The following is a 24,632-nucleotide window of genomic DNA, read 5'->3' as shown; positions in this document are numbered from 1 at the left end:
GCGAGCCACCGCGTCGGCCCGGGAAGAGAAGCCCTGCCGCTCGGGAGCAAAAACGGACGGTGTTTAGGGGGACCGTTTGCCATCGCAGTCGCCCGCGAACGCCTCTTGAGGATTCGCCCTTTCCTAATGCGACGTTGACCGCCGGGCGGTCAACTACCCGGCGAAACACGCCACGGGCGGGGCCGAACGTTCGCTACGGTGTCGAGCGGAACCAGTGCATGACTCGCTCTGCAAACTCGTCTCCCTGCTGAGCGACAACGTCCACGATACGGACATTGATTTCTCGGGCGGCAGGTGAGTCAAACTGTTTGTGGTTCTCGCTGGAGTTAGCGCCAAAAAGCCCTCGAAAGCCATCAGGCAACAGTTTCTGGAAGTCATCGAAAAGCTGGCAAAGCTCGACGAGTCCGACCACGGTCAGTGCTCGATGAACCGCGCCAAGTCGCCATACGTTGGGCGAATAGATCCATCTGGGGAAACCAGGCTCTGGCCCCCACGCCCAGTCGTCTGAGTCGCCATCGGACATCGCGTCGAGAAACTCCGCGACCAAGTGAAGTGTGTCCAACTTCCGCAGCCCGGCAAAGCCACCGTAGCGTTCAAGGGTCGCCCAGAGTTCGGATTCATGTTTCATCTGGATACGGCGAAGTGTCCGGTCAGCGTGGATGCCCCGTTCGTGCTACAGCTTGCATCTGAATGCATCATCTTCTCCCCAAATAGGGTACATCGGTATGCGTCCCCACCTGGAATGGCGTGTGACTTCCGACCTAGCTCGCTACTCCTCAGCACGACTCTCCAGGAACTCCGCTACCGTCATCTTGGCCGTGATTCCATCGGTATCAATCGCCTCCATCCAGGCGTCGATCTGATCCTCCAGGTCGTTGACCTCGGACTCGTTTGGTTCAGTTTTGCCACTGAGAAGTTGGTGAATGTGCGTCTCGCACTTCCCCACAATGGCTGTCAGTGACTCCTGTGGATAGTCTCGCCAGTTACGCCAGTCCTTCGGATCGAACTTCGTCTTGGATTTCGCCATCACTTCTCCTTGAGACGTTTGAGCGTCCTTTGGGGCCAGTCTACGCCACCAAGTCGCGGGGCAGGTATTCTCTTGCCGCCTCAACTGCAATCAGATCAGCCGCTGACCACCCAGACCACTGCGTAATAGTTGAACCCCAATCGACGTTCACCTGTCGAAGAGTCATGAGCAATCCCGAAATTCGCCAATGGAGATTTGACGAACACATCGATTCGTATGGACGAATCTACGACTTCGAGTGGGGCAGGAAGCTCGTGGAGCTGTCGCAACCAGCTCCCGTCCTGTCGGAGATGCTTTTTGACTTGTGCCTCTCCTTTCAAGGCGTCTCGACGACTCTCGCCATCCCAGTACTCGCCGTCGATGCGGTCGAGGCGTTCGCCAAGGGAACGAAACTTCTCGAACTGAGCAGCTCATTGCAGCTGCAGTACGCCAAACACATTATCGCAAGACTAGAGCAATCACATGCTCTCAACAGTTCAATCGAGCGCACCCTGCTAGTAAAGATGCTCGAGTGGTTCGGTGAAGTTCATGAGAAAATCAAAGGCGAAGAGATTCCTTTTCCCCGTCAAGAACTTTGGGACGGGTGGGTGAAGGTCGAGACCGATGAGGGCGTCGACAGCCGCAAGAATCAATTTCGAATTGGAATCTGGGCGTCGCAACGTCTCGCCTATTCGGCTTTGTTCTTCGCCTACGAGGACTTCATTCTTCAGCTGCTGAGCGCAATGGGCCACGGAGGGCTGTGGACCAGCAATGCACACAAGTTTGAGGACGCCTGTAGACGTGTCTTCGGAGACGCCCTGGCCGAGCGATGCTGGTTGGATTCCAGAATCGAGGATGCCAAACTCATTCGACATTCTCTGGCGCACGCGGGGGGGCGAATTACCAAGCATCTGAAGGGGCGCAACCACGGAGTTCACGTCGATGGCGACAGACTTCAAATCATGCCTCACAACGTGGCTGCGTTACACCACGAGTTAAAGGGGTGCGTTCTGGCCTTGGCTGAATGGGCCGTCGACAAGCCCCAATTCGGTCCGGCGAAATGAGAGATCCTTGGCCAGATTGCTCTAGGCGACGGGATGGCGGGGTGGCGCTGTCGAGATGTTAAACTGCTGGTGCCGACGGATTCAGCAGGTCAGAAGGCTGATACTGCGAGGAACCAGAGCCCACGCGGATCGTTTCCCCTTCACAATTCCATCCACCGCAAAGCCACTCGTGGTCCCGCGGGTACTCCTATCTCCTCGATCGCACATCGGCACTGGCAGAGCCAGTGGCACACTCCTCTGTGCCTTCAAGAGTGCCACCAGTCGACAGGATGGCTGGGGTCGCAGCGTAGCGAAGCCCCCAGCCGAGCGTTGCCGAGCGATACTCGCGAATCGCGATCTGAACTCGCGCTGGGCGCAGCTTGCCGACGAAATCTCTCAGTCACGACATTGGGTCAGGTCCCGAACACTCGCGGCAACCTGACCTCAGCCACCCCGTCGATCAAAGAACAGGCCGATGGTCTTAGCCCGCGTGAGCAAGGAAGGCTTTGATTCTCGACCAATACTGCTCGCGCCAACTGAGTTCGGTCTCAGGGATCAGGTCCTTTGGCACACCGCGATGCGTCAGTACGAGTTCCGTGCCGCCGTCAGCAGTGGGAGTCAGGGTCACAGCCGCCATGGAAAAGATGCCTTCGGGGAACAGTCGATGGCGCCAGGCCTGAACGATTCGCTGCCCGGGTACGAGATCGACGTTGATCCCGGAGACTTCGTTCCCGCTGGCCGAAAAAGTCCCGCCAATCTTGCGACTGATCGTCGCCTGCTTGCCGGTCACCGCTGAGTGCTTCTTCGAGTCTGCGAGAAGATCGTAAATGACCGCCGGTGGGGCGTTGAACTTCACGCGCTGCTTGATGGTCTTACACATCTCTACATCCCATGCCTTTCGAATTGTCACCTTGTCCGCTTTAAGTTGCTCCTCAGGTCTCACCGGTCCGGCGATTCACGTCGTTCGGACGGGACTCCACCCCGCGACCATCCACTGCAGACAGGAACTGATTGATCAGGCCTTCCGGGGCGTTGACGATGTGCTGGGGGCCCGGGAACGTGCCCCCTTTGACATCGGCGATATAGTCCCGGAAACCCTGGACCCGCTCGACCTGCATCGCCTGCTCCATCTTGTAGAGGTCTCGATACTGTTTTGTGTGTCGAGGATAGGGAGGAGCATGACAGCCGAGGATGTCTTCGGCGAACATGAACTGAATGTCGCCGCCGCTGCCGGCACCAATCGACGAGGTGACCAGTCGAGTCCGTCTGGAGATCTCCGCAAGCAACTGAGCTGGCACCACTTCCACTTCAACGGCCCAGGCACCGGCTTCTTCGAATGACTTGATCTGTTCGAAGATCCACATCGCTTCTTCCATCGTTTTGCCGACCGCCCTGAGGCCTCCCGTCCAGGTACTCAGGCGCGGCACCAGGCCGGCGTGAGCTTCCACGGGGATGCCAGCATCAGAAACGGCCCGAATCAGTTTGGGTCCCCATTGGCACATGATTCCATCGGCGCCAGCCTCCATCGCGATGTAGCCGGCTCGGACCGCCTCGTCCGCAGTCGCAATCTTTGTCAGCCCGATGCAGAACGTCATGAACGTATGAGGTGCGGCTTTCCGCATCGCGATGGCATCCGCCGGATTCGCTGGATCAAACCTGACCTTCAGCGTATCGATCCCCGCCTCTTCGGCAGCCACGGCCTCCCTGGTGGTGAAAGGCATTGTCTCGGTGAGAACGGTTTTGCCCTTCAGATCCTGAAGGTGTTTCACCGTGTAGTTGCGGGTCGCGTATTCTCCGCCGAGGGTCATCGTTCGGTGGAGTCCTCGTTTGTGCGCGTCTCTCGGCGCGAGCGCGCCAAACGGGTGTTCGTCAGATTTCATGGATTTTGCAGAGATCCAATCAGCGTGGAATGGCTTGTGGCGAGAATGAGATTCTCGATTCGCCAGCCCACTTTCAACCAGAACAACCCACCAGTCCCCCGCGGGGTGGCACTGTCAGAGGGACCAAATGGTGTGCCACTGGCTCTGCCAGTGCCGATGGGCTTTCAATCCATTGACCCCGGGATTGCCGACCGGGAGAAGAGGTTTCGATCGAATCCCGCTCCCTCCTGCCAATAGCGGGTCGCGTGGCACGCCCTGAGTCTTCGAAGGGCGTGGCCGAGTTCGAGTCGGCGGGGCATGGACGCAGAGCATCGTGACCAACTCGGCCACGCCCATCCGCAAAGCCTCCTGGGCGTGCCACACCATCCGATCCGAACGAGTGGAAGCCCGACGCCATTCCGTGGGACTGGTTGGACGAGCCCCCTATGACTTGTGCCGCATCATCGCAGGGACCACTCGGCAACACTTGCCGGGGCTTCCCGTTGGTCCAGCCCCGGCCACCCTGCCGCTGCCCATTGATCTGACACCGCATCGGCACTGGCAGAGCCAGTGGCACACGTCGCGTGCCACACGACACGTTGACTCTGATGTCGCTGGATTCGCAAGAATTCCGCCCACAGGACGGCTGAATTGTCGCTCAGAGAATTGCCCGCCAAGTGAGGCTGATTCGTGGTCCGGCGCCATCTTGCTTTCTGATCGAATGCATCCAGCCTGCTTGCACGTCCGATCCCATGTAGAGCAACGACCCCGGCTTCAAGCTGTAGTGAACCAGTTTTCTCTGATCCATCGAGCGGAAAGTGATGGTTCGTTCGCTCCCGAGTGACATGATCGCCACGCCGGTTCCCGGCAACAGATTAGTCGTATCGTCGGAGTGGAAGCCCATCGTGTTCTGGCCGCTCTCGTACAGGTTCAGCAAACAGTTGTTGAAATGAACACTCAGCCTTTTCGATAGTATTTCACCAACCGGAACAAGGCACGGCAACATCTCTGATACTTCGTAATTCATTTGGGAATAGATGTAAGGCTTGCCAAAACTCGCCGTTCTCCGTGCCTTCATGCTTTGATCCCACGTGACGGAACGGAGCAATTCGGCAAACAGCTCTGCATGAGCCGAGTAGAACTCTTGTTCGAGCAGAACGTCTGGTTCCATGTGATCTCCTGGATCCAAATATCCACGCTATCTGTCCATTCGTTTGGCACACGCAACGGACGGACTTGGACGCGAGTGGCACTCGGTCCTCCTGCGATTCCCCGCGCACGAAAAAGGCCGGCTGCATCTCTGCAGCCGGCCTTCACATGGAGGCGGGGGGAATTGAACCCCCGTCCTGAGAGCCCTGAGATGGGGCCTCTACGTGTGTAGTCCGTCGTTCAAGTCGTCAGGGTCGGTACGGCGAACAGAACGTTCTCTGACCAGATCGCCTTTGATCTCGTCTCCTCACCAGCGATCAGTGAGAGGAGACCAGCCCGAATTGGTAACCGACTTTTGGACGCCTCAGGCAGGGCTTCCGCAGACGGTCGCGCCTATCTCTAGGCAGCGAGGGCAAACTGCTTGTTGGCAGTTCTTTTTTGATCAGCTTTTTACGTGGCAAACTGATCAACCACGACACGCAACCACCACCCGCGGAGAACCAGTCGAATCCGATCGCCCCCGGTTGGCTTCCTCACCCGGACACCGTTTCCGGCTCCCAGGTTCGGAACGGAATCGTATTCGACTCCGGCGTGGGGTCAATTGGGGTTCTGGCTTGTGAGGCGGATTCCGTGGTCGGAGGGGGCCGTGGGGGGAGAGGGGGCATTTGCCGAATGGGGGTTGATGGAGGACTGAGGATGATCCCGGTGTCTCGAACCCGTCCTTGCCGGCACGACACTGTTTGCTCAAACCCAACGTGCTACGGCAGCCTGGGGTCAAGGGGGCCACGCCCTCTTGCCGCCGGAGGCACACCTGTGAGGAACCGTGGTAAACAACGGATGTCCCCTTTGTGGAACCAGCGATGAGGACTCCCTCAATCCAGAACGCTGGCTTTGCAATCCCCGCGGGTTGGTGAGGGGGCATCCGGCACGTTGTCCAAGTTCGGAGACGCCCTCCTTCAGACATCTCTCGACGGCCAGGCCTCCGGCGGGCAAAGGGGCGTTGCCCCTCTGCACTCCCCACCAGGGGTACCCCCTGGACCCCGGCTGGGGGCGATGTCGGACCACCATCCAGCAGACGCACGCACGGGAACAGAATCCTCTTCGCAGCTTGGTCAACCGACACTTGAATCGGGTAGGATTGATGGATTGCCTGCCCCGCCCCGACGGCCCTCCGATGCCTCCCGTGAGACCGCAATCGATGCCCCGCACCGTGCGACTCCCGTTTCTCCTGCTCGCTCTCTCTCTCGCCGCCCTCGCCACCGCCCGCGGCGCCGAGATCGAATACAACCGCGACATCCGCCCGATCCTGGCCGACACCTGCTTCGCCTGCCACGGGCCGGACAGCGCCGCCCGCAAAGCGGACCTCCGCCTCGATCGCCGCGATGACGCCATCGCCGCCGGAGCCCTCGCCCCCGGCAAGCCGGACGAAAGCGGATTCATCGAGCGGATCTTCTCGACCGATCCCGAAACACTCATGCCCCCGCCCGCTTCCCACAAGAAGCTGACGGACCGGCAGAAGGACCTCCTCAAGCAGTGGGTCGCCTCCGGCGCGGAGTACCAGCCGCACTGGTCGTTCATCGCCCCCACCCGGCCGACGCCCCCCGCGGTCAAGAACACCGCCTGGGTCCGGACACCGGTCGATGCGTTCATCCTGGCCCGGCTGGAAAAGGAAGGGCTTTCGCCTGCCGCGGAAGCGGATCGCCGGACGCTCGCGCGGCGGGTCAGCCTCGATCTGACCGGACTGCCGCCGAAGCCCGAGCTCGTCGAGGCCTTCGTCAAGGACGCCGATCCGAGTGCCTACGAAAAGCTCGTCGACACGCTGCTGGAATCGCCGAAGTGGGGAGAGCACCGCGGGCGGTACTGGCTCGACTATGCCCGCTACGCCGACACGCACGGGATCCACTTCGACAACTACCGCGAGATGTGGACGTACCGCGACTGGGTGATCGGGGCATTCAACCGCAACATGCCGTTCGACCAGTTCACCGTCGAACAGCTCGCGGGGGACCTGCTCCCGAACCGGACCCTCGAACAGCAGATCGCTTCGGGCTTCAACCGCTGCAACATCACGACGAACGAAGGGGGAGCGATCGCCGAGGAGTACCTTGTCCTCTACACCCGCGACCGGACCGAGACGGTGTCGCAGGTTTTCATGGGGCTGACCGCGGGGTGTGCTGTCTGCCACGACCACAAGTTCGACCCGCTCTCCCAGAAGGAGTTCTATTCGCTGGCGGCGTTCTTCAATAACACGACGCAGAACGCGATGGACGGCAACATCAAAGACACTCCGCCGATCATCCCCGTCGCCCGGCCCGACGAGCAGCCGCGGCTCGATGCCCTCAAGCAAGAGATCCCCGCCGCGCAGGCCAAGGTCGCCGCCCGTCGGCAGGAGGCCCGGCCGCTGTTCGACGAGTGGATGAAGACGGTCAAGCCGGAGGACTTCGCGACGACCCTGCCGAAGGAGGGGCTCGCCCTGCTGGCTCCGCTGAAGGAGGGGAAAGGGAACAAGACTCACATCGAGATCGACGGCAAGGGTCGCGACGTGAACCTCCCGCGGCAGACGAAGTGGGAGCCGGGGCATGTCTCGGACAACGCGGTGCTGATCACGACCAGCGGCGTCGCCGAGGTCAAGGAGGCGGGGGACTTTGAGCGGGACCAGCCGTTCAGCTGCGCGGCGTGGGTCAAGCTGTCTCCGAACGACGGCTCGGGATCGATCTGCGCCCGGATGGATGACCAGCACGACTACCGCGGCTGGGACTTCTGGATCGAGGGGCGGCGGGTCGGGACGCACATCGTCAACAAGTGGTCCGACGATGCGCTGAAGGTCGTTTCGACGGCGCAGGTCCCGGCGAACGAGTGGACGCACGTGGCGTTCAGCTATGACGGCTCGTCGAAGGCGGCGGGAGTGAAGATCTATATCAACGGCCAGGTCCAGCCGACCGGCGTCCAGGTGGACAGCCTCAACCACTCGATCAAGACGGATGTGCCGTTCAAGGTGGGCCAGCGGCAGACGGGGCAGTTCCTCCCGAATCTGGCTCTGCACGATCTGCGGGTCTATCGCCGTCCGCTGCCGGCGGAGGAGATGGAGTCGCTGGCCCGATCGTCAAAGTACGCCACGATCCTGGCGAAGCCGGTCGAGAAGCGGACGCCGCAGGAGATCGAGGAAGTCCACACCTGGTGGCTGGCGACGCAGGACGAGCAGTACCGGGCGCTGACGGCGGTTGTGAACGACCTGGAATGGCAGGACAAGAACATCCGTGCCCGCGGGACGGTGGCTCACGTCATGCAGGAGAAGACCGAGCCCGCGATGGCCTTCATCCTGAACCGCGGGGACTACGACAAGCGGAAGGATCAGGTTTCACCCGACGTTCCGGCGGTCCTGCCCGCGTTCCCCGCGGAGGCTCCGCGGAACCGGCTGGGGTTTGCCCAGTGGCTCCTCAGCCCGAGCCATCCGCTGATGGCCCGCGTCACGGTGAATCGCTTCTGGCAGGAGCTGTTCGGCAGCGGGCTGGTCCGGACGTCGGGGGACTTTGGGATCACGGGTGAGCTGCCGAGTCATCCGGAGCTGCTCGACTGGCTGGCGGTGGAGTTCCGCGAGCAGGGCTGGGACGTGAAGAAGTTCTACAAGATGCTCGTCATGTCCTCGGCCTACCGGCAGGCAGCGACCGTGACGCCGGACAAGCTGGAGAAGGATCCGTCGAACCGGTTGCTCTCGCGCGGGCCGCGGTTCCGGATGGATGCCGAGATGGTCCGTGACTATGCGCTGGCGACGAGCGGGCTGCTCTCAGGCAAGATCGGGGGGCCGAGCGTTCGTCCCTATATGCCCGATGGGGTCTGGGAAGCGGTGGCGATGGTGGAGAGCAATACCCGGAACTACCGCCGCGATACGGGTGAGAGTTTGTATCGCCGGAGTCTATACACGTTCTGGAAGCGGAGTGCTCCGCCGGCTCAGATGGACATCTTCAACGCACCGAGCCGGGAGACCTGCACGGTGCGGCGGGAGCGGACGAACACGCCGCTGCAGGCGTTGATGACGCTCAATGATGAGCAGTTTGTTGAGGCGGCCAGGCATCTGGCGCAGCGGGCGCTGACTGAGGGGGGGGCCGATGTGGTGTCGCGGACCCGCTTCCTGGCGGAGAATCTGTTATCGCGGCCGTTGCGGTCGGAGGAGCAGCCGGTGATCGATGCGTCGCTGGGCGAGTTGGTGGCGTTCTACAAGGCGAATCCGGCGGAGGCCGCGAAGGTGATTGCGGTCGGTGAGACGAAGCCGCTGGCGACGCTGGATGCGGGTGAGCTGGCAGCCTGGACGATGCTGTGCAACGAGCTGATGAACCTGGACGAAGTGCTCAACAAATAAGAACCGGGGTCCAGGGGCCACGCCCCTGGTGGGGGATGCAAGGGGGCAACGCCCCTTTGCCCGCCGGAGGCCTGGCCGTCGAGAGATGTCTGAAGGAGTGTGTGTCCAAGCGCGGACACCGTGCCGTAGCCCCCCTCACCAACCCGCTGGGTTTACAAAGCCAGCGGTGTGATGTGAGGGAGTCCTCAACGCTGGCACCACACAGGGGACATCCGTTGCGTACCACGGTTCCTCACAAAAGCGCCTCCGGCGGCAAGGGGTGACCCCCTTGACCCCGGCTGCCGTGGCACGTTGGGTTTGAGCTATCGAGTCCGTCCGGCAAGGGCGCGGGTTGAGCAGTCAGGGCGCACCGCGGAGCTCAGCCGCCGTCTTTCCATGCACCGACCGGTTGAACTCGTCCGGATCAAAGGGATCAGGAAGCGACTCCCGACGAACATCGCGGAGAAGATCCTCGTCGGACTGCTCCCCGGACTCTGCCGGGATAGCCTCTTCGGCTCTCCGTTCACCGGAGGTCAGGACGATCCCGCGGGGATTCCCCCCCTCGCTCACCTCATCGCCGTCGGCGGCCCGCGGCTTGATCACAATCGATCGCTCCGCACCACGCGGAATCGGCACGAGCCGCTGCGGAGCGGACTTGCCCCCCGCCGCGACCGTTCCCGCTCCGGACTTCTCTCGACTGACCCGGACCACCCATTCCTTGAGCAGGTCGAACTGCATCGTCCCCCGGCGTCCATCGAAAACGCCGTGGTGCGGATCGCCCGCCTTGGTGTTCCGCGTGACCGTCAGAAGCGGGCTCGACTCCGGCTCGGCCGACGTGATCTGACGCAGCACCTGCTCCAGATTGTGCTGACTCTGAAACCGCTGACTCCCCTGCCCCGGCCGGACCGCCATGATCCGGAATTCGGTCTCGGACTTGGCGGCATGGCAGGCGGCGTTGCCGCACGTGTTCATCAGCAGGGGCTGGATCATCCGCACGAAGTCGGCGTTGCTCCTGGGAGAGACCCCAACCGGAGCGGCAGCCGACGCTGACCGAACAGGGGGAGGCGCGGCGGCGGGGACGACCGACATCTCGGGAAGCTCTCCGACATTGGCCTGCCCAGTGGCGGCGTCGATCCGCAGGAGGAGTTGCCGCAGGTCCGCACGGTTCGGCTCCAGGCGGATCGCCTGCAGGCACTCGGCCCGCCCTTCCTCATAGAGTTTCTGCTCGAAGCACCAGCGGCCCAATCCCGCCACTTCGGATGCGGAGCCGTTCTTCATCGTCTCCTTCTGCTTCCGGTACGCCTCCTTGACGTCCGCCGCCGTCAGCCGCACCTGATCATAGGGAACGACGAAGCGGCCCCCCTGAACGAGCCGGATTGCGTATCCGTCGGCCACTGACGTCACGTCCCCCACGAACGTCCGCCCGTCGCGCATGATCACGCACCCGGCCTTGAGGCCCGGTTCGGGAGGGAGCGCAACGGGAGGCATCCCGCCGGAGGCAGCAGCGTCGGGAAGGACTGTCGGCGCCGCCGCGTCCTCCCCGCGGGAGAGTCCCGCCAAGGCCAGGACCAGCAGCGCAAAAGTCGTCGAGAGTGTACGGATCGTCATCGGAGGCTCCTGACCGGGGCGAGCGTAGGCTCGGCTCCCCGTTGGCCTCAACAGCGGTCCTCGGCGGCACAGGCGTTTGCGCGGAACAGCCCCCGCCTCCCGCTGCGGTCCGGCCGTTTCTGCTGCCCCCGGTCGACATGTCGTCCAAACGCAACACGCCGCCCCACTTTGCGCAATTCGCCCGTTTTACACGCGATGCCGTCGATTGCGTCAACCTTTCCGGACGGGAAGGTTTAGCGTCCCAGACGCTGTGTTATGTTTCCAGAGGAAATTGAAACCACTCCGGAATGCTCCGGACTGATCGGGAGATGCGGTTGTGAAGATTGTGATGATGGGAACGGGCTACGTCGGGCTGGTCACGGGGACGTGCTTCGCCGACAGCGGCAACGACGTCACCTGCGTCGACATCAACGCCCAGAAGATTGCCATGCTGAAGGATGGCGACGTTCCGATCTACGAGCCGGGTCTCACGGAGATGATCCAGCACAACGCCGAGCAGGGCCGCCTCAAGTTCACGACCGACGTCTCGACCTGCGTTCCGGACGCCAAGTGCATCTTCCTGGCGGTCGGCACGCCGCAGGGAGACGATGGCTCCGCCAACCTGAGCTACCTCTTCTCCGCCGCCGACGCGATCGCCCCGTACCTGCGGCCGGACGCCGTCGTCATCGTCAAGAGCACGGTCCCGGTCGGAACGAACCGCAAGATCGCCAATCGCCTGCGGGAGCTGACGGGCCGGACGGTCGACGTCGCCTCGAACCCCGAGTTCTTGAAGGAAGGCTGCGCAATCGACGACTTCACGAAGCCCGACCGGGTCGTCGTGGGGTGCGACCGCGAGGACGTCGCCGACGTCGTCCATGACCTCTACAAGCCGTTCCTGCGGACGGAGAAGCCCTATCTCGTCATGGGGCTCGAAAGCGCCGAGATGACGAAGTACGTCGCCAACTGCCTCCTGGCGACGAAGATCAGCTTCATCAACGAGATGGCGAACCTCTGCGAGCGGGTCGGAGCGGACATCAACGAAGTCCGCCGCGGCATCGGACACGATCAGCGGATCGGGTTCGCGTTCCTCTTCCCGGGCGTCGGCTACGGCGGCTCCTGCTTCCCGAAGGACGTCCGGGCGCTCTCGTCCGTCGCAGCCGAGAAGGGAATGCGGATGCAGATGCTGGAAGCGGTCGACGAGATCAACAACCGGCAGAAGAACGTCCTGTTCGAGAAGATCACCGCCCGCTTCGGCGCCAGCCTCAAGGGGAAGAAGATCGCCGTGTGGGGACTGGCCTTCAAGCCCCGCACCGACGACATCCGCGAAGCTCCGGCCCTCGTGCTCCTCGAGCAGCTCATCGAAGCGGGAGCGGAAGTTCACGTCCATGACCCGGTGGCGATGGAGAACGTACAGAAGGAGATCGGCGACAAGGTCCGCTATCACGAACACCACTACGACACGCTCGAAGGGGCGGACGCCATGGCGATCGTGACCGAGTGGAACGAGTACCGGAATCCGGACTTCGCCTACATCAAGCACAAGCTCAAGGCCCCGGTCATCTTCGACGGCCGGAACCTCTACGATCCCTCGCGGATGGCCAAGGAAGGGATTACGTACCTCGGCGTGGGACTCTCGTCCGAGAAGAAATGATAGCCCGCAGCACGCGGACGTAAGACGAAAAATGCCGGCCGGGGAATGTTCCCGGCCGGCATTTCTTCTTTGTGTGTCTCAGGCGACCGGGTGCGCGGCTACCAAGTGATCTGCAGGCCCAGGTTGCCACCGTGCAGGATGAGATGGTTGCTGGACCGCGGGTCGTAGTACTCGGCTCCGAGGGGCGTGGTCGAGATCCCTTCGAACTGCTTGGATCCGAGGGCGACGCCCCCCATGAAGATCGCTTCGTAGCCGGCAATCACGCTGATGTAGTCGGTGATCGGGAAGAGGCCGCGGAAGCCAAGCGTGCCGACGAACGAGGCGGCGCTCTTCTTGCCGCTGAAGGCCCGCTGGTAGATCGAGTCGTCGTTGACCGAGCCGGCGAGCTGCTCCAGGACGCTCCCCTGGACGTTGTTGTAGTAGAGTCCGGCCCGGCCGATGACCTCGAGCGTCAGCCACTCGAGCGGGAAGAGCTGGTAGGCCCCGGTGAGCTGGGCTCCGTGGAGCTCGTTGCGGGCGTAGCCGCTGTCGAAGATCCGCAGGGTGTCCGGCCCGCCGACCGCGATCGCGTCGAATCCGTCGGCCCCCCCGGCAACGAGCCCGTATCCGGCACTCGTCAGAGCCGCGTGCGAGAGGCCGTCGTTGGCGTCGTTGGTTCCGCCGCCGACCGTCTGGGCATCGTCGGCGTCGAGAGCGTCGAAGGTGCCGCTGATCAGGGAGCTCGTACCGTCGGTCACGATCCAGGTCCGGTAACCGACCCCCAGCCGCCAGGGGCGAAGGTTCCGGTTGGTACCGAAGTTGATCTCGCCGCTGCGGACATCCGTGTAGCTCTGAAGGGCAACGGTCGCGCCGGGAAGCAGGAACTCCGCTTCGAGCGTTTCATTGTCCCCAGCGCCGGCGTAGGTCGCGGCGCGGAAGAGGGCGCTCGAAATCGCGAGCGTGTTAGCAGGCGCCGTTCCGTTGGCCCCGCCGTTGAAGACGATGGCGTTATTCGCCTCCGTGTCGAACGAAAGGGCGCTCGTCAGCGTACCCGTGGAGCTCGACGAGAGTCCTTCGATGTTCAGGAACGAGGCATCGATCTCGAAGTCCCCGATGTGGCCGCCGATGCTGAGGCGGTAGCCGGAGCCGCTGCCGTCATTGTCCGTCGAGAAGCCGTTGGGGCCCGAGATGACGGGGACGTTGCTGCCGGAGAGGCGGGCGAAGTAGAGCCATTCGGCGTCGGCCCACATCTGCGCGTGGACGGACGTCTGCAGCAGACTCAACAGCACCACGGTCGCGAGAGCGATGCGCATCCCTGATCCCCCCACCCTCATCTGTCCGACTCCCCCCGGAACCGGACCTGCATCCCTGTCACGCCGGACCGTGGTCCGGGTGTAGCGATTTTTCCTTATCGTCCTAGATCGGCACTTTTGCCGCAGGAATCGAGGGAATGGGTTGAAATGGACGTGCGGATTGTGGGGGTTGCGAAGAGTGGGGAAGTTGTCAGTTGTCAGTCAGAAGTGCGGCTCCTGTCTCGCTGACAACTGAAAACTGAAAACTGATCACCCCAAAAACAAAACCGCCCCGCGGAAGCTCCGGGGGCGGTCGGGTATTCAGATTGCCGTGCGGTCGAGCTGCTTACTTCTGTCCGAGAACGAACAGCGTGTAATTCTTGACCTTGAGGCCCGCTTCGGCGAGGACCTGGCGGACCGACTTGGTGTCGTCCTTGGCGAAGGCCTGCTCGGAGAGGACGCCCGCTTCGTCGCGGTAGAAGACGCTCATCTTGCCGTCGACGATCTTCTCGATGATGTTGGCCGGCTTGCCGGACTTGGCCGCGTCGGCGGTCAGCTTGTCCCGCTCCGCCTTCACGAGGGCCGGATCGACCTGCTCGACGGTAGCGACGGTCGGCTTCATGGCGGCGACGTGCATCGCGACATCGCGGAGGATCGGGGCCGTCAGGTTCTCGCCGGTCGCTTCGAACAGGACCGCCGTCTTGCCGTCGTGATGGACGTAGACGCCGACCGGCCCCTTGGCGCGGGCGATGCGGGCGACGACGAACTTCTCGCGGATCCGGTTGACCGCTTCGTCGAACATTCCCTGGAGCGTACCGCCGTTCGGGGCAGGCTGCTGGAGAAGCTCTTCCGGGGTGGCGGCGCCGGGGCCGTTGAGGAGCTGGTTGACGAGGGCGTTGCCCAGGTTCACGAAGTCATCCGCCTTGGCGACCGGCGGGGACTCGCACTGGAGCTCGACGAGGGCGGCTTCGCTGCCGTCCGGCTTCGTCGCGGCGAAGATCCAGCCTTCTTCCGTGGCGTTCTGGGCCCGGCTCACCAGGACCTTGCCGACCTGCTGCTTGAGGATCTCGATCGCCTTGGCTTCGTCGCCGCCGGCGTCCACGAGGGCCTTCTTGACCAGCATCATCGACAGACCCGTCTTCTGGCGCAGGTCGTTCACCATCTTTGCCGTGATATCTGCCATCTCGAACACTCCTGATGCGCCGGGATCGACTCCCGACGAAATGCAAAACCCCTGGATACTGTCTGCTTCGCCGGCACGGCCCTCCTCCGGCGGCCGCGCGAGCACTTTTTCACACACTCGGAACGGTGGATTCACCCGCCGTTCGCATTCCGCGTTCTCATTCGCTCACCCCCATCAACGCGAAAACCCACGGAGGTCGGCCGTGGGTTCGCGAATCGATCGGGACAGGCTTAGCGAACGTTCGGAACGGCCTTGTATTCTTCCGCCTTGACCGTCTCTTCCTGCTTGCGGACGATCGCGCTCCGGCCGGACTTGATCGCGTCGCTGAGGTAGCCGGTGATGACGCGGATCGAACGGATGCTGTCGTCGTTCCCCGGGATCGCGAGGTCGACCGAGTCCGGGTTGGAGTCGGTATCGATCAGGGCGACGATCTTGATCCCCAGGCCGCGGGCTTCGGCGACCGCGTTCTTTTCCTTGCTCGGGTCGACCATGACGATCGCTTCCGGCAGGCGGGTCATTTCCCGGATCCCGCCGAGGTTGGCGCGGATCTTCTTGAGGTCCCGCAGGAGGCGGGACTGCTGCTTCTTGGAGTAGCTGGTGATCTGGCCGGTCTGCTCCAGGCCTTCCAGTTCCTCGAGCCGCTTGAGGCGGGCGCGGATCGTCCGGAAGTTCGTGAGCGTCCCACCCAGCCACCGTTCGGTGCAGTAGGGCATGCCGCACGCTTCGGCGGCCTGCTGGACCGCTTCCTGGGCCTGGCGCTTGGTGCCGACGAAGAGGATCAGCGAGCCCTGAGCGGCGACCTTCTGAAGGTACTTCTGGGCCCGGACGAGGCCGCGGACCGTTTCCTTCAAGTCGATGATATGAATCTTGTTACGACGACCGTAGATATACGGCCGCATCTTCGGATTCCACCGGCTCGTCTTGTGCCCGAAGTGAACTCCCGCTTCCAGGATGTCTTTGACGACGATTTCCGCCACGTCCGCTGACTCCAATGCTCGAATTACCACCCGCTGGAAATACGAAAACTCCACCGACCTCGGGGGTAAGGGGCGAAGGATAGTCGGCCCTTTCGGTTTCGTCAAACGGGGCACGGGAATTGACGATTGCGGCGCATCTTCCTGCCCTGCCCCGCTCCTGGGGCCGGGGATTCTCTCGGGCCGGCCGCGTTTCGCCAGCGAAGTCAGGTCGAGTCGGCCCGAATCCGCCTGTGAGTGACGTTCGGATCTCCGGACACCGTCTGAAAACCGAGGGCTCGATAGAACGCCGCGGCGTCCGGATTGTCGGTCCGCAGCTGAACGGCCCGAAACTGCGTGGCCGCCGCCGCGAGGGCAGTCTGGACGAGAAGCGAACCGACACCGGTCCTCCGCCAATCGGCACAAACGTACAGGCGACGGAGCCTCCCCATCGGTCCATCGGGTGACGTCTCTTCAATGTTCAGGCCGCACGTCCCGATCCACTGTCCCGCCACGGCGGCTCCCCAGAGCCCTTCGCCTGGGCCGGCGAACCGGTTTCGTCCCGCGGCCCAGTCGTCCGCCAGTCGACGCAGGAACCGGAAGCCTTCCCGCTCGCTCTCGGCAATCAGGCGTTCGAGTGCAGGGGGCAACTCCATCAGCCGGTGGATCTCGACCGGCGGAGGGGCGTCCTGATCCAGCATCACGGGTCACGGCCCTTGAACGCGGTAGACGGGCCACCTAGAAAAAGATCGCTCTGCAACACGGCCTGATGAGAGACGATTGTGGCTGACCGCTCCCAGCTTGTCGAAGACACCTACGCCGAAGCCTTCCGCAGCATCTACGCCGAGTTCCTGATCACGGCCCGCGACCGGAAATGGCTCGACCACGCCGTCAACGCCGCCACCGGGAACGCCTCCAGCTCCATCCTCTGCGACTGCGAGGCGGGGCTGTCCCGCTACGTCGGCCCCGGGGGGGATGAATCGTTCGCCACGCCCGACGGCCGCCCGGGGGCGATCGTCCAGGTCCACGTTCCACGCTTCAAGAAGGACCGGGAAGCCCACCTTGAAAAGGTGCTGCTGACCCGCATCAGCCAGAACGTACTGACCTGCCCGACCACCGCCTGCTTCAACCTGCTCGACACCGAGGTCTACTTCAAGCTCGGCCGGAAGATCGCCCTCTTCGGCGATCACCACCAGTTCCGCGACGAGCGGTTCGGCCGCAAGGTGTGGGTCCTCCCGATCATGTCCGGCGAGTTCGTCGTCGACCGGCGGTTCGGCTTCCGCGACGGGATCATGGGGGGGAATCTGTGGTTCATGGGGACGACCGCGGACGCCGCCCTCCTGGCCGCCGAGCGGGGCCTCGAAGGGGCGATGTCCGTTCCCGGCGTGATCGCCCCCTTCCCCGGCGGCCTGGCCTCGAGCGGATCGAAGGCGGGGAGCCGCTACTCGTTCCTGTTCGCCAGCACGAACGATCCGTTCTGCCCCACGCTGCGGGAGAAGCTCGGTACGGCGTCGCAGGTTCCCGAAGGGGTCGTGTCGATCCAGGAGATCATCATCAACGGCCACGACCTCGAAACGGTCCGCCGTTCGACCTATGCCGCCATCGACGCCGCTCTCGAAACGCCGGGTCTCGTGAAGATCTCGGCCGGCAACTACAACGGCCGGCTCGGGAAGAATTTCATTCACCTGCACCCGCAGCCGGACCAGGCGTAGCACTCAGCGGATGACGGTCTCTTCGGTGGCGGAGGCGGCGGCCGTCTGCACTTCTGCGTGCGTCGCCTGCTGGAGGAAACCGATCCGGCCGGTCGCGGCGATCTGCTGGACGAGCTGGACTTCCACGGCGTGATGAGTCGCCCACAGCTCGTGGCCCGCTTCCATCGCGGCGAGCCGCCCTTCGACGTTTTCAGGCGTCAGCCGGGTGCCGAAGTTCGGATCCGCTTCGGGCGCTCCGCTGATCCGCTGGAGCATCCGGTCGCCGAGGGCACAGGTGTAGTGCGAGGGTTCCCAGAACCACTCCACCCCTGTTACCGCCTTGCCGTCCGCGCCCGTCAGAGACTCGGTCGTATACGGGTGGAACCCGTTGAAGTCCCACAGGGCGACGGCCCCTTCGCCTTCTTCCTGGACAACCTGCGTGAGATGACGGGCCCACCGCTGGTATTCCTTCCACGTGCCGCCTTGCCAGTAGGTCTCAAGGAACGTGGCGTGCGTCGGGTTGATCGCCAGGACGAGTTCGACGTTCTGCTGCCGGCAGTGCTGGATCAGCTCGCGCAGCTTTTCCACCGTCGCCGGGGAATACTGAAAGCCCCGCTCCGCGGTCACGTTCCGGATGATCTTCTCGGTGCGGACGGCAAAGGACTCCTTGGCCCGCTGCCGCTCGGGGATGGGACAGGCAGTCGCCGTGAAGTCCGCCGGGATGCCGCGGACGACCATCCCGAGCTTCTCGAACGAGTCCTGCGACGTGTGGTAGTTCCAGACGAGATCGCACAGGTGGTCGAAAGGAGCCTTGGCCGGGTTGAACCGCGAGAGCGAAAAACTCTCGTTGAACTGGTACTCCTCGCGGAACGTCTGGAAGTCGACGAAGAACAGGATGCGGCGAATGTTCGACCGGTCGAGGCAGCAGCGGAGGATCTCCTGCAGTTCGCCGTACGAGGCCCCGGCGATCCCGAGGTTGCACGGCACGTCCGCATCGTCGTCGGCCGGTGAGCCTTCCGCCCCGCCGCGGATCCCGAGCATCACCCGTGAGTTCCCGACGAGCGCGGTCTCACCGTTGTAGGCGTGGAAAATCTCTCCCTTACCGACGCGGCTCGTCGCGAAGTCCCAGACTCCGGGAAAGACGCGGCTGTTCCACGAGGTGTAGGGGTCGACCACGACGTTGAGGGCCGCCATCCCGGAGAGCAGCGCGGCCGACGTTCCAACGAACGCCAGCAGGAAGCTGCGGTAGGGGCGGACGTCGTCGGCGTGATTCGGATTCATGGCTGGTTCCCCGTCTGGTCGCAGTGGGAGTGTCTTTGGCTGTCAGCGATCAGCTTTCAGCCGTCAGCGAACTCATTCGAACAGCGAACAATCTCCTGCGGATCCCGTCCGCAAGTCCTCACTACTGATTGCTGACAGCTGACAGCTCAAAACGCCGCCTTCGAGATCCGGCTAGAACTGGAAGTACAGGAACTCCTTGACCCGCGTCAGCATCGCGACCACTCCCACGAACCCGACCGCCAGCAGTGCCCCGCGGGCGGCCGACGGCTGCCAGGAGTACCACGCCATCCACGCGGGAGCGGGCGGGATGTGCTCGGCCAGTTTCTTCCAGCCGAGAGCCGGTTCGAAGCGGGCCAGAAGCTGCTGCGTGTTGGGAAGCAGGACGGTGGCGCCGAGCAACCCCAGCAGCCCCAGCAGGATCGTCTTCGCCTTGCGGACCGGTTCCGCTCCCTCGGCGACGAATCCGAACATCGAGGCCAGGAGCGACTGGGCGGTTTCGAGACGTTCCGCCCGGAACAGGACCCACCCCACGACCACTGCCGTGAAGGTCAGGCCCCATGCGACCGTCCGGCCGGCCCAGCCGAGGTCCCCCCAGCCGAAGTGCTTCTTCACCGCGTTCCAGCCGTGGTTCACGCAGAGGAGTCCGCCGTGGAACGCCCCCCAGAGAATGAAGGTCCACCCTGCCCCGTGCCACAGTCCGCCCAGGGTCATGGTGATCAGCAGGTTGGTGTAGCGACGGACCGGGCCGCAGCGGCTGCCGCCGAGGGGGATGTAAAGATAGTCCCGGAGGAAGACCGACAGCGTGATGTGCCACCGCCGCCAGAAGTCGATAATCGACGTCGCCTTATAGGGCGAATTGAAGTTGAGCGGCAGCTGGAAGCTGAACATCCGGGCGAGGCCGATCGCCATGTCGGAGTAGCCGGAGAAGTCGAAGTAGAGCTGCAGCGTGTAAGCCAGGACGCCGACCCAGGCACTCGTCATTCCAACGTCGTGCCCCGCCGCAGCGGTCCCGAAGACGTTCCCGACGAACGGCTGGATCGAGTCCGCGATCGCAACCTTCTTCATGAGGCCGAGCACAAAGATCACGAGCCCCACCGCTAGGTCGCGGGTGTGGAGCTTGAGGGTCCGCTTCCCTTCGACCTGATCGAGGAGGTCGTTGTGCTGAACGACCGGTCCCGCGATGAGGTGCGGGAAAAACATCACGAAGAAGGCGTATTCGAGGAGCGTGTAGGGGCGAACCTGATGCCGCCAGGTGTCGACGAGGTAGCCGATCTGCTGGAACGTGAAGAACGAGATCCCGAGCGGCAGGATCACTTTGTCAAACGTGATCCCCGCCCCCGTCAGACCGGCGAACACCTCGGCAAAGAAACCGGCGTACTTGTAGTAACTGATGACGGCCAGATTGGCCGCAACGCCACCGGCGAGCGCCGTGTTCCGTTGCCACTTCGGCGCGGAGGTCCGCAGAAACCGTCCCAGCCCGAAGTTGATGAGGGCCGACGCCGCGAACAGCGGCAGGTGGATCGGGTTCCAGAAGCCGTAGAAGAAGGCCGACGCGATCAGCAGCCAGAGCATTGAGGCCCGCGTCCCTGCTGGACTGCAGAGCGCAAAGCCGATCAGCGTGATCGGGAGGAACAGCAGGATGAAGACATAGGAGCTGAACAGCATGCCGTCGACCCGGGTTGGGGGACGTGGAAATCAGCAAGGAAGCGCCCGGCAAAGCTCTCCCAACTGGGCTGATTTCGACCCGTCAAAGCCCTCACCTTCAGCAAGTCAGCGCGAATCGGCACACTTCGCCTATCCTTCGCAGTTTGACGGAGGAGTAAAACACCAAGACACCAAGGAGGCACGAAGGACACGAAGAAGAGGCAGTAGCCGACTCCTAGCCGACTGGGTCCAGGGGGTGCAGGGGGCCTGTGTTGTTTTCTTGGCCCCCTCTTGCCCGCCGGAGGCCTGGCCGTCGGGAGATGTCTGAAGGAGATCGTGTCCAAACGCGGACACCATGTCGTATGCCCCCTCACCAACACGCGGGGATTGCAAAGCAAGCGGTGTGTTTTGAGGGAGTCCTCAACGCTGGTCCCACAAAGGGGACATCCGTTGTTTACCACGGTTCCTCACCAGACTGCCTCCGGCGGCAAGGGGTCGCCCCCTTGACCCCGGCTGTCGTAGCACGTTGGGTTTGAGCAAATAAAGCTGTGCCGGCAAGGACGCGATTCGCTGCCCCACCTTAACCGGCCGCCCTCCAGCGAATTCCCCCCCCGCGGTGTCGCCCCCCTTCCCTCTGTCTTCCCCTTGGTGTTCTTCGTGCCTTGGTGTTTAATCCTCTCCCGCCCCCCAAAACACAAAGCCGCCGGACTCTCGCGGGAGAGGCCGACGGCTTGAGGAAATCTGTGGGCGAAGTTCGGACTAAGCGGCCTTCCGTCCGACCGAGATCGTGTCGACGATCGGCGGGAAACCGTGCGACGGGGCGCGGAAGCGGATCAGCGAATCGGTCACGACGCGGACGAACCGCTTCGCCGACTTCGTGAACGGCTCAAGCGATTCGCAGGTGCTGAGCTCGGTCTTGAGGCCGGCTTCTTCGTGCAGCGTCCGCATCCCTTCCGGGTAGATCCGCCAGCAGTCGATCGGAGCCTCGTGATAGCCCCAGCTCACCGGGTTGATCGTCAGGACCATTCCGCCCGGCTTGCAGACGCGGGCCAGTTCCTTGATCCAGACCCACGTCTTGCGGACGTGCTCGACCACCTGGGCCGAGACCACGAGATCGAACGTGTTGTCCGCGATCGGGAACGAGTACTCCCCGCTCGTCTTATAGGTCAGACGCGGGTCGTTGAAGATGTCGATCGTTTCCCACTTCAGGTCCATATCGCCCAGCAGCTTGCGGAACGACGACGGATGGCTGTCCGGCCCGATCTCCAGGACCCGCATGCCGGGCTGGAAGAGATGCAGAGCGTGCTTGCGGAACAGGAGCTGACTGTTGAGGTGCATGGAAACGATTCCGGTCGGGAGTGATTCAAGCCCGCTCAGCGGGAGAGCCGTGTCCGATCAGGCGGCCGCCTTCTGCGACATCGCCTTCCGCCGCAGCCAGCCGTCCGGATGGTGCGTGATCGGGAAGCGGGTGCAGAGATCGCGGTCGATCTCGAACTCGGGATGCGTCGTGAGGAAGTCGTGCAGCGCCTTGAGCGGTCCCGGACGCCCCTTGCGGAAGCGGCCGAGGGTGTCGATCACGCCGTCCTGGACCAGCATCAGGCTGCCGGGAGTGACGAGCTGGGAATAGAGCTCGAGCTCGTCACGGACGTGCTTGGCGGAGTGGTCGCTGTCGAGGATCACCATCACCGGGCCGCGGGCGGCGCGGGCGGCCTTCTGCATTTCGCCGAAGACTTCCTGGCCCGTCGAGCTGCCGAGGAGGCAGGTGACGCGGGGGTGCTTGAGGTCGTGGAGTTTTTCGACGTCGACCGTGATGACCTTCCCTTCGCCGATCAGGTCGAAGAGCTGGGCGTAGAAGAAGGACGAACCGCCGCGGTTCGTTCCGGTCTCCAGGATGAGCGAGGGACGCATCTGGAAGATCATCTCCTGGATCGTCCAGAGGTCGAAAATGTTCTGCCAGATCGGATTGCCGGCCCAGGTGATGTGCCCGAAGTTCTTGGTGCTCTTCACGAGGTCGCGGAAGAAGACCTGCGAGACCATCGACTTCACGAACGAGAGCGGGCCCTTGTAGTAACGGGATTTGGGGCGCATCGGGTGGGCATCCTTGCCGGAATGGACGGTCGCTCAGGAGTTGAGTTCGTCCCGCCGGGACAGTAATCCGCGATCCTCTTTTGCAACAAGACGAGTTCTCGCCGAGGCCGCCCGGGGACCGGCCCCCAACCCATGTCCCCGCCGGGGAATCCGTCTTGCCGCTGAATCGAAAGCAGGCCTATAGTCCGGCCCCCGATGGAGCGGGGTGCAGATCCCGCTCGACCGTGGGCCCGCGGCCAAGGCCTTCCGCTCGACGAGCGGTGGAGGCCGCGAGGCAGGACGCCGAACACGCGATCGCGAAGTGCCCCATGGTCAAACGAGTCGACCACCCCTACTGGTACAACTGGCTCTCCTGGCACTGCTACTACCGGTTCCGGAACCGGTTCAAGGTGCAGCGCCGTGTGGCGTGGGAGTTCATCAACTACATCCGCACACTGCCCAAGGGCGCGCTGATCATCGACTGCGGGGCGAACGTCGGTCAGGTGACCGCGGCCTTCGTCAAGCAGGGATGCGAGGTCCACGCCTTTGAGCCGGACCCGTACGCCATCGAGAAGTTCGAATCCAAGTTCGCCGGGCACCCGCAGGTCCACCTCCACAAGGCGGCGGTCGGGACCGAGCCGGGCGAGCTGATGCTGTTCCGCACCGAACGCTTCGAGACCCGTCCTGAACGGGCCACGATCGAGTCCTCGCTGGTCCGGCGGGACATCCACACGAGCGGCAACGCGGTCTCCGTACAGGTCATCGACCTGATCGCGTTCATCCGCCAGCTCGACCGGCGGGTCGATGTCCTGAAGGTCGACATCGAAGGGGCCGAAGTCGACCTCGTCAACCGGCTCATCGACGAAGGCCTGCACCGCGAGATCTCCGCGATCTACGTCGAGACCCATGAGCGGTTCTCGGACGACCTGGCCCAGCGGACTCAGGCGCTCCGCGACCGCGTCCGCCGCGAGGGGATCCGCAACGTGAACCTCGACTGGGTCTAAGCCTCTCGCTTCGCCTCGCCTCGCCTTTACGGACGTCCCGTCGATGACCGCAAATGCCCGCTCGCTTCCGTTTGATGGCCTGCTCGGTTTTCTGAGGGACTACCGCGCGCGGAAGCAGCAGTGGAAAGAGGGGCAGCTCGACCGGCTCGCCGAAGTCCAGACCATCGCCACCGACCGCCAGCGGGGGCGGGTCATCACGGTCGCCTTCAAGTCGCCGGGCGCGACGTTCCGGATGCTCGACTACCTCCGCCCGTGGTGGAACACGATCAACCGGATCGGCCTCCGCGGAACGGTCCTGTGCAGCGGCGTTCCCGACGCCGAGATGCGGGAAATCACGACCGACTGCGTCGACTGTGTTCCAATCACGGTCGGTCCGCGGCATATCTTCTTCGAGCGGCACTTCGCCGTCCGCGACTTCCTGCGGACGATCGATGACCGGCTCGTGCTCATCACCGACGGCCGCGACGTGGCGTTCAAACGGGACCCGTTCCGGCTCATGGAGGAGGACGGCGGCCGGCACGCTCTGTTCTTCAACCGCGAGCCCCGGCGGATCCTGCTCAAGACCTTCATGCGGCGGGAAATGCGGCGACAGTTCGGCCGGATCCTGTTTCCCTGGAATCCGATCCTCAATCCCGGCATTCACGGCGGCCCGCGAACGGAAGTCCTGCGGTTCCTCGATCACCTGACGCAGTCGATCGACGCCCACGGCGAGTACGTCGGGACCGACATGTCGGCGGTCAACAAGGCGGCGTGGGAGCTGTATCGCCCCGAGCAGATCTGCTGCGGCGCTCCGCTCCACTCCGAGTTCAAGAAGTGGGAGTTCGACCGCGACGTGGCGGTGCTCCACAAGTAGAGCATGGTCGATGCTCGTTTTCAGTCATCAGTTTTCAGTCATCAGTCAAGCAGT

Annotated in this window: 20 protein-coding genes and 1 other RNA gene; 6 read left to right on the top strand and 15 right to left on the bottom strand. The window is 63.3% G+C overall.

Annotated elements, in window-relative coordinates; translation table 11 throughout:
- Positions 1-193 precede the first annotated feature (193 nt).
- A complete protein-coding gene (locus tag VT03_RS26290; RefSeq protein ID WP_075095755.1) occupies positions 194-628 on the bottom strand; it encodes a hypothetical protein in 435 nt (144 codons plus the stop codon).
- Between the two features lie 141 nt (positions 629-769).
- On the bottom strand, positions 770-1,027 hold the full coding sequence (locus tag VT03_RS26285) for a hypothetical protein (protein ID WP_075095754.1): 258 nt from the start codon (positions 1,025-1,027) through the stop codon (positions 770-772).
- Between the two features lie 164 nt (positions 1,028-1,191).
- On the opposite strand from VT03_RS26285, the gene VT03_RS26280 reads away from it, so the two are divergent.
- Positions 1,192-2,070: a hypothetical protein gene (locus VT03_RS26280; protein WP_075095753.1), complete on the top strand. Its 879-nt coding sequence runs from the start codon at positions 1,192-1,194 to the stop codon at positions 2,068-2,070.
- Between the two features lie 460 nt (positions 2,071-2,530).
- Here VT03_RS26280 and VT03_RS26275 read toward each other — a convergent pair whose 3' ends face one another.
- From VT03_RS26275 to ssrA, 4 genes are all read right to left on the bottom strand, one after another.
- Positions 2,531-2,929: an SRPBCC domain-containing protein gene (locus VT03_RS26275; protein ID WP_075095752.1), complete on the bottom strand. Its 399-nt coding sequence runs from the start codon at positions 2,927-2,929 to the stop codon at positions 2,531-2,533.
- A 52-nt stretch (positions 2,930-2,981) separates the two neighbouring features.
- Entirely contained in the window at positions 2,982-3,929 is a 948-nt protein-coding gene (locus tag VT03_RS26270) for a 3-methyl-2-oxobutanoate hydroxymethyltransferase (RefSeq protein ID WP_082846553.1), read from the bottom strand.
- A gap of 637 nt (positions 3,930-4,566) precedes the next feature.
- Positions 4,567-5,079 (bottom strand): alpha-ketoglutarate-dependent dioxygenase AlkB, encoded by a 513-nt coding sequence (locus VT03_RS26265; RefSeq protein ID WP_075095750.1) that lies wholly within the window; start codon positions 5,077-5,079, stop codon positions 4,567-4,569.
- Positions 5,080-5,223: 144 nt separating this feature from the next.
- Positions 5,224-5,579, bottom strand: a transfer-messenger RNA (tmRNA) gene (ssrA, locus tag VT03_RS26260).
- Positions 5,580-6,255: 676 nt separating this feature from the next.
- Between ssrA and VT03_RS26255 the strand changes: the two genes are divergently transcribed.
- Positions 6,256-9,414 carry a DUF1553 domain-containing protein gene (locus VT03_RS26255; RefSeq protein WP_075095749.1) on the top strand — a complete coding sequence of 1,053 codons (3,159 nt, stop codon included), beginning with the start codon at positions 6,256-6,258 and terminating at the stop codon, positions 9,412-9,414.
- A gap of 339 nt (positions 9,415-9,753) precedes the next feature.
- On the opposite strand, the gene VT03_RS26250 is transcribed toward VT03_RS26255, so the two are convergent.
- Positions 9,754-11,001 carry a hypothetical protein gene (locus tag VT03_RS26250; protein ID WP_075095748.1) on the bottom strand — a complete coding sequence of 416 codons (1,248 nt, stop codon included), beginning with the start codon at positions 10,999-11,001 and terminating at the stop codon, positions 9,754-9,756.
- A 316-nt stretch (positions 11,002-11,317) separates the two neighbouring features.
- On the opposite strand from VT03_RS26250, the gene VT03_RS26245 reads away from it, so the two are divergent.
- Positions 11,318-12,631 carry a UDP-glucose dehydrogenase family protein gene (locus VT03_RS26245; protein ID WP_075095747.1) on the top strand — a complete coding sequence of 438 codons (1,314 nt, stop codon included), beginning with the start codon at positions 11,318-11,320 and terminating at the stop codon, positions 12,629-12,631.
- A 98-nt stretch (positions 12,632-12,729) separates the two neighbouring features.
- Here VT03_RS26245 and VT03_RS26240 read toward each other — a convergent pair whose 3' ends face one another.
- The 4 genes from VT03_RS26240 to VT03_RS26225 all read right to left on the bottom strand — a co-directional run bounded on the left by VT03_RS26240 (position 12,730) and on the right by VT03_RS26225 (position 16,739).
- Positions 12,730-13,923 (bottom strand): hypothetical protein, encoded by a 1,194-nt coding sequence (locus tag VT03_RS26240; protein WP_075095746.1) that lies wholly within the window; start codon positions 13,921-13,923, stop codon positions 12,730-12,732.
- A gap of 325 nt (positions 13,924-14,248) precedes the next feature.
- Positions 14,249-15,085 carry a translation elongation factor Ts gene (gene tsf, locus VT03_RS26235; RefSeq protein WP_075097306.1) on the bottom strand — a complete coding sequence of 279 codons (837 nt, stop codon included), beginning with the start codon at positions 15,083-15,085 and terminating at the stop codon, positions 14,249-14,251.
- Positions 15,086-15,315: 230 nt separating this feature from the next.
- Positions 15,316-16,062 (bottom strand): 30S ribosomal protein S2, encoded by a 747-nt coding sequence (gene rpsB, locus VT03_RS26230; protein WP_075095745.1) that lies wholly within the window; start codon positions 16,060-16,062, stop codon positions 15,316-15,318.
- A 203-nt stretch (positions 16,063-16,265) separates the two neighbouring features.
- The gene (locus VT03_RS26225) at positions 16,266-16,739 is read right to left on the bottom strand and encodes a GNAT family N-acetyltransferase (protein ID WP_075095744.1); all 474 of its coding nucleotides are present in this window, start codon (positions 16,737-16,739) and stop codon (positions 16,266-16,268) included.
- Between the two features lie 81 nt (positions 16,740-16,820).
- Here VT03_RS26225 and fhcD point away from each other — a divergent pair, with 81 nt between their 5' ends.
- A complete protein-coding gene (gene fhcD / locus VT03_RS26220; RefSeq protein ID WP_075095743.1) occupies positions 16,821-17,750 on the top strand; it encodes a formylmethanofuran--tetrahydromethanopterin N-formyltransferase in 930 nt (309 codons plus the stop codon).
- A 3-nt stretch (positions 17,751-17,753) separates the two neighbouring features.
- Here the strand turns inward: fhcD and VT03_RS26215 are convergent, their stop codons facing one another.
- From VT03_RS26215 to VT03_RS26200, 4 genes are all read right to left on the bottom strand, one after another.
- Positions 17,754-19,010, bottom strand: coding sequence for a hypothetical protein (locus tag VT03_RS26215; protein WP_075095742.1), 1,257 nt, complete (start codon positions 19,008-19,010; stop codon positions 17,754-17,756).
- 171 nt (positions 19,011-19,181) lie between these two features.
- Positions 19,182-20,675: an MBOAT family O-acyltransferase gene (locus tag VT03_RS26210; protein ID WP_075095741.1), complete on the bottom strand. Its 1,494-nt coding sequence runs from the start codon at positions 20,673-20,675 to the stop codon at positions 19,182-19,184.
- 738 nt (positions 20,676-21,413) lie between these two features.
- Positions 21,414-21,992: a class I SAM-dependent methyltransferase gene (locus VT03_RS26205; protein ID WP_075095740.1), complete on the bottom strand. Its 579-nt coding sequence runs from the start codon at positions 21,990-21,992 to the stop codon at positions 21,414-21,416.
- Positions 21,993-22,049: 57 nt separating this feature from the next.
- Complete coding sequence (locus VT03_RS26200; RefSeq protein ID WP_082846552.1) at positions 22,050-22,742, bottom strand: CmcI family methyltransferase; 693 nt, start codon at positions 22,740-22,742, stop codon at positions 22,050-22,052.
- A gap of 308 nt (positions 22,743-23,050) precedes the next feature.
- Here VT03_RS26200 and VT03_RS26195 point away from each other — a divergent pair, with 308 nt between their 5' ends.
- On the top strand, positions 23,051-23,725 hold the full coding sequence (locus tag VT03_RS26195; protein WP_075095739.1) for an FkbM family methyltransferase: 675 nt from the start codon (positions 23,051-23,053) through the stop codon (positions 23,723-23,725).
- Positions 23,726-23,768: 43 nt separating this feature from the next.
- The gene (locus tag VT03_RS26190; RefSeq protein ID WP_075095738.1) at positions 23,769-24,578 is read left to right on the top strand and encodes a hypothetical protein; all 810 of its coding nucleotides are present in this window, start codon (positions 23,769-23,771) and stop codon (positions 24,576-24,578) included.
- The last annotated feature ends 54 nt before the right edge of the window (positions 24,579-24,632 follow it).

It is taken from the genome of Planctomyces sp. SH-PL14, assembly GCF_001610835.1.
Lineage (GTDB): Bacteria > Planctomycetota > Planctomycetia > Planctomycetales > Planctomycetaceae > Planctomyces_A.
The sequence above is the reverse complement of the archived record's forward strand: the minus strand, read 5'-3'. Positions and strand labels throughout refer to the sequence as shown.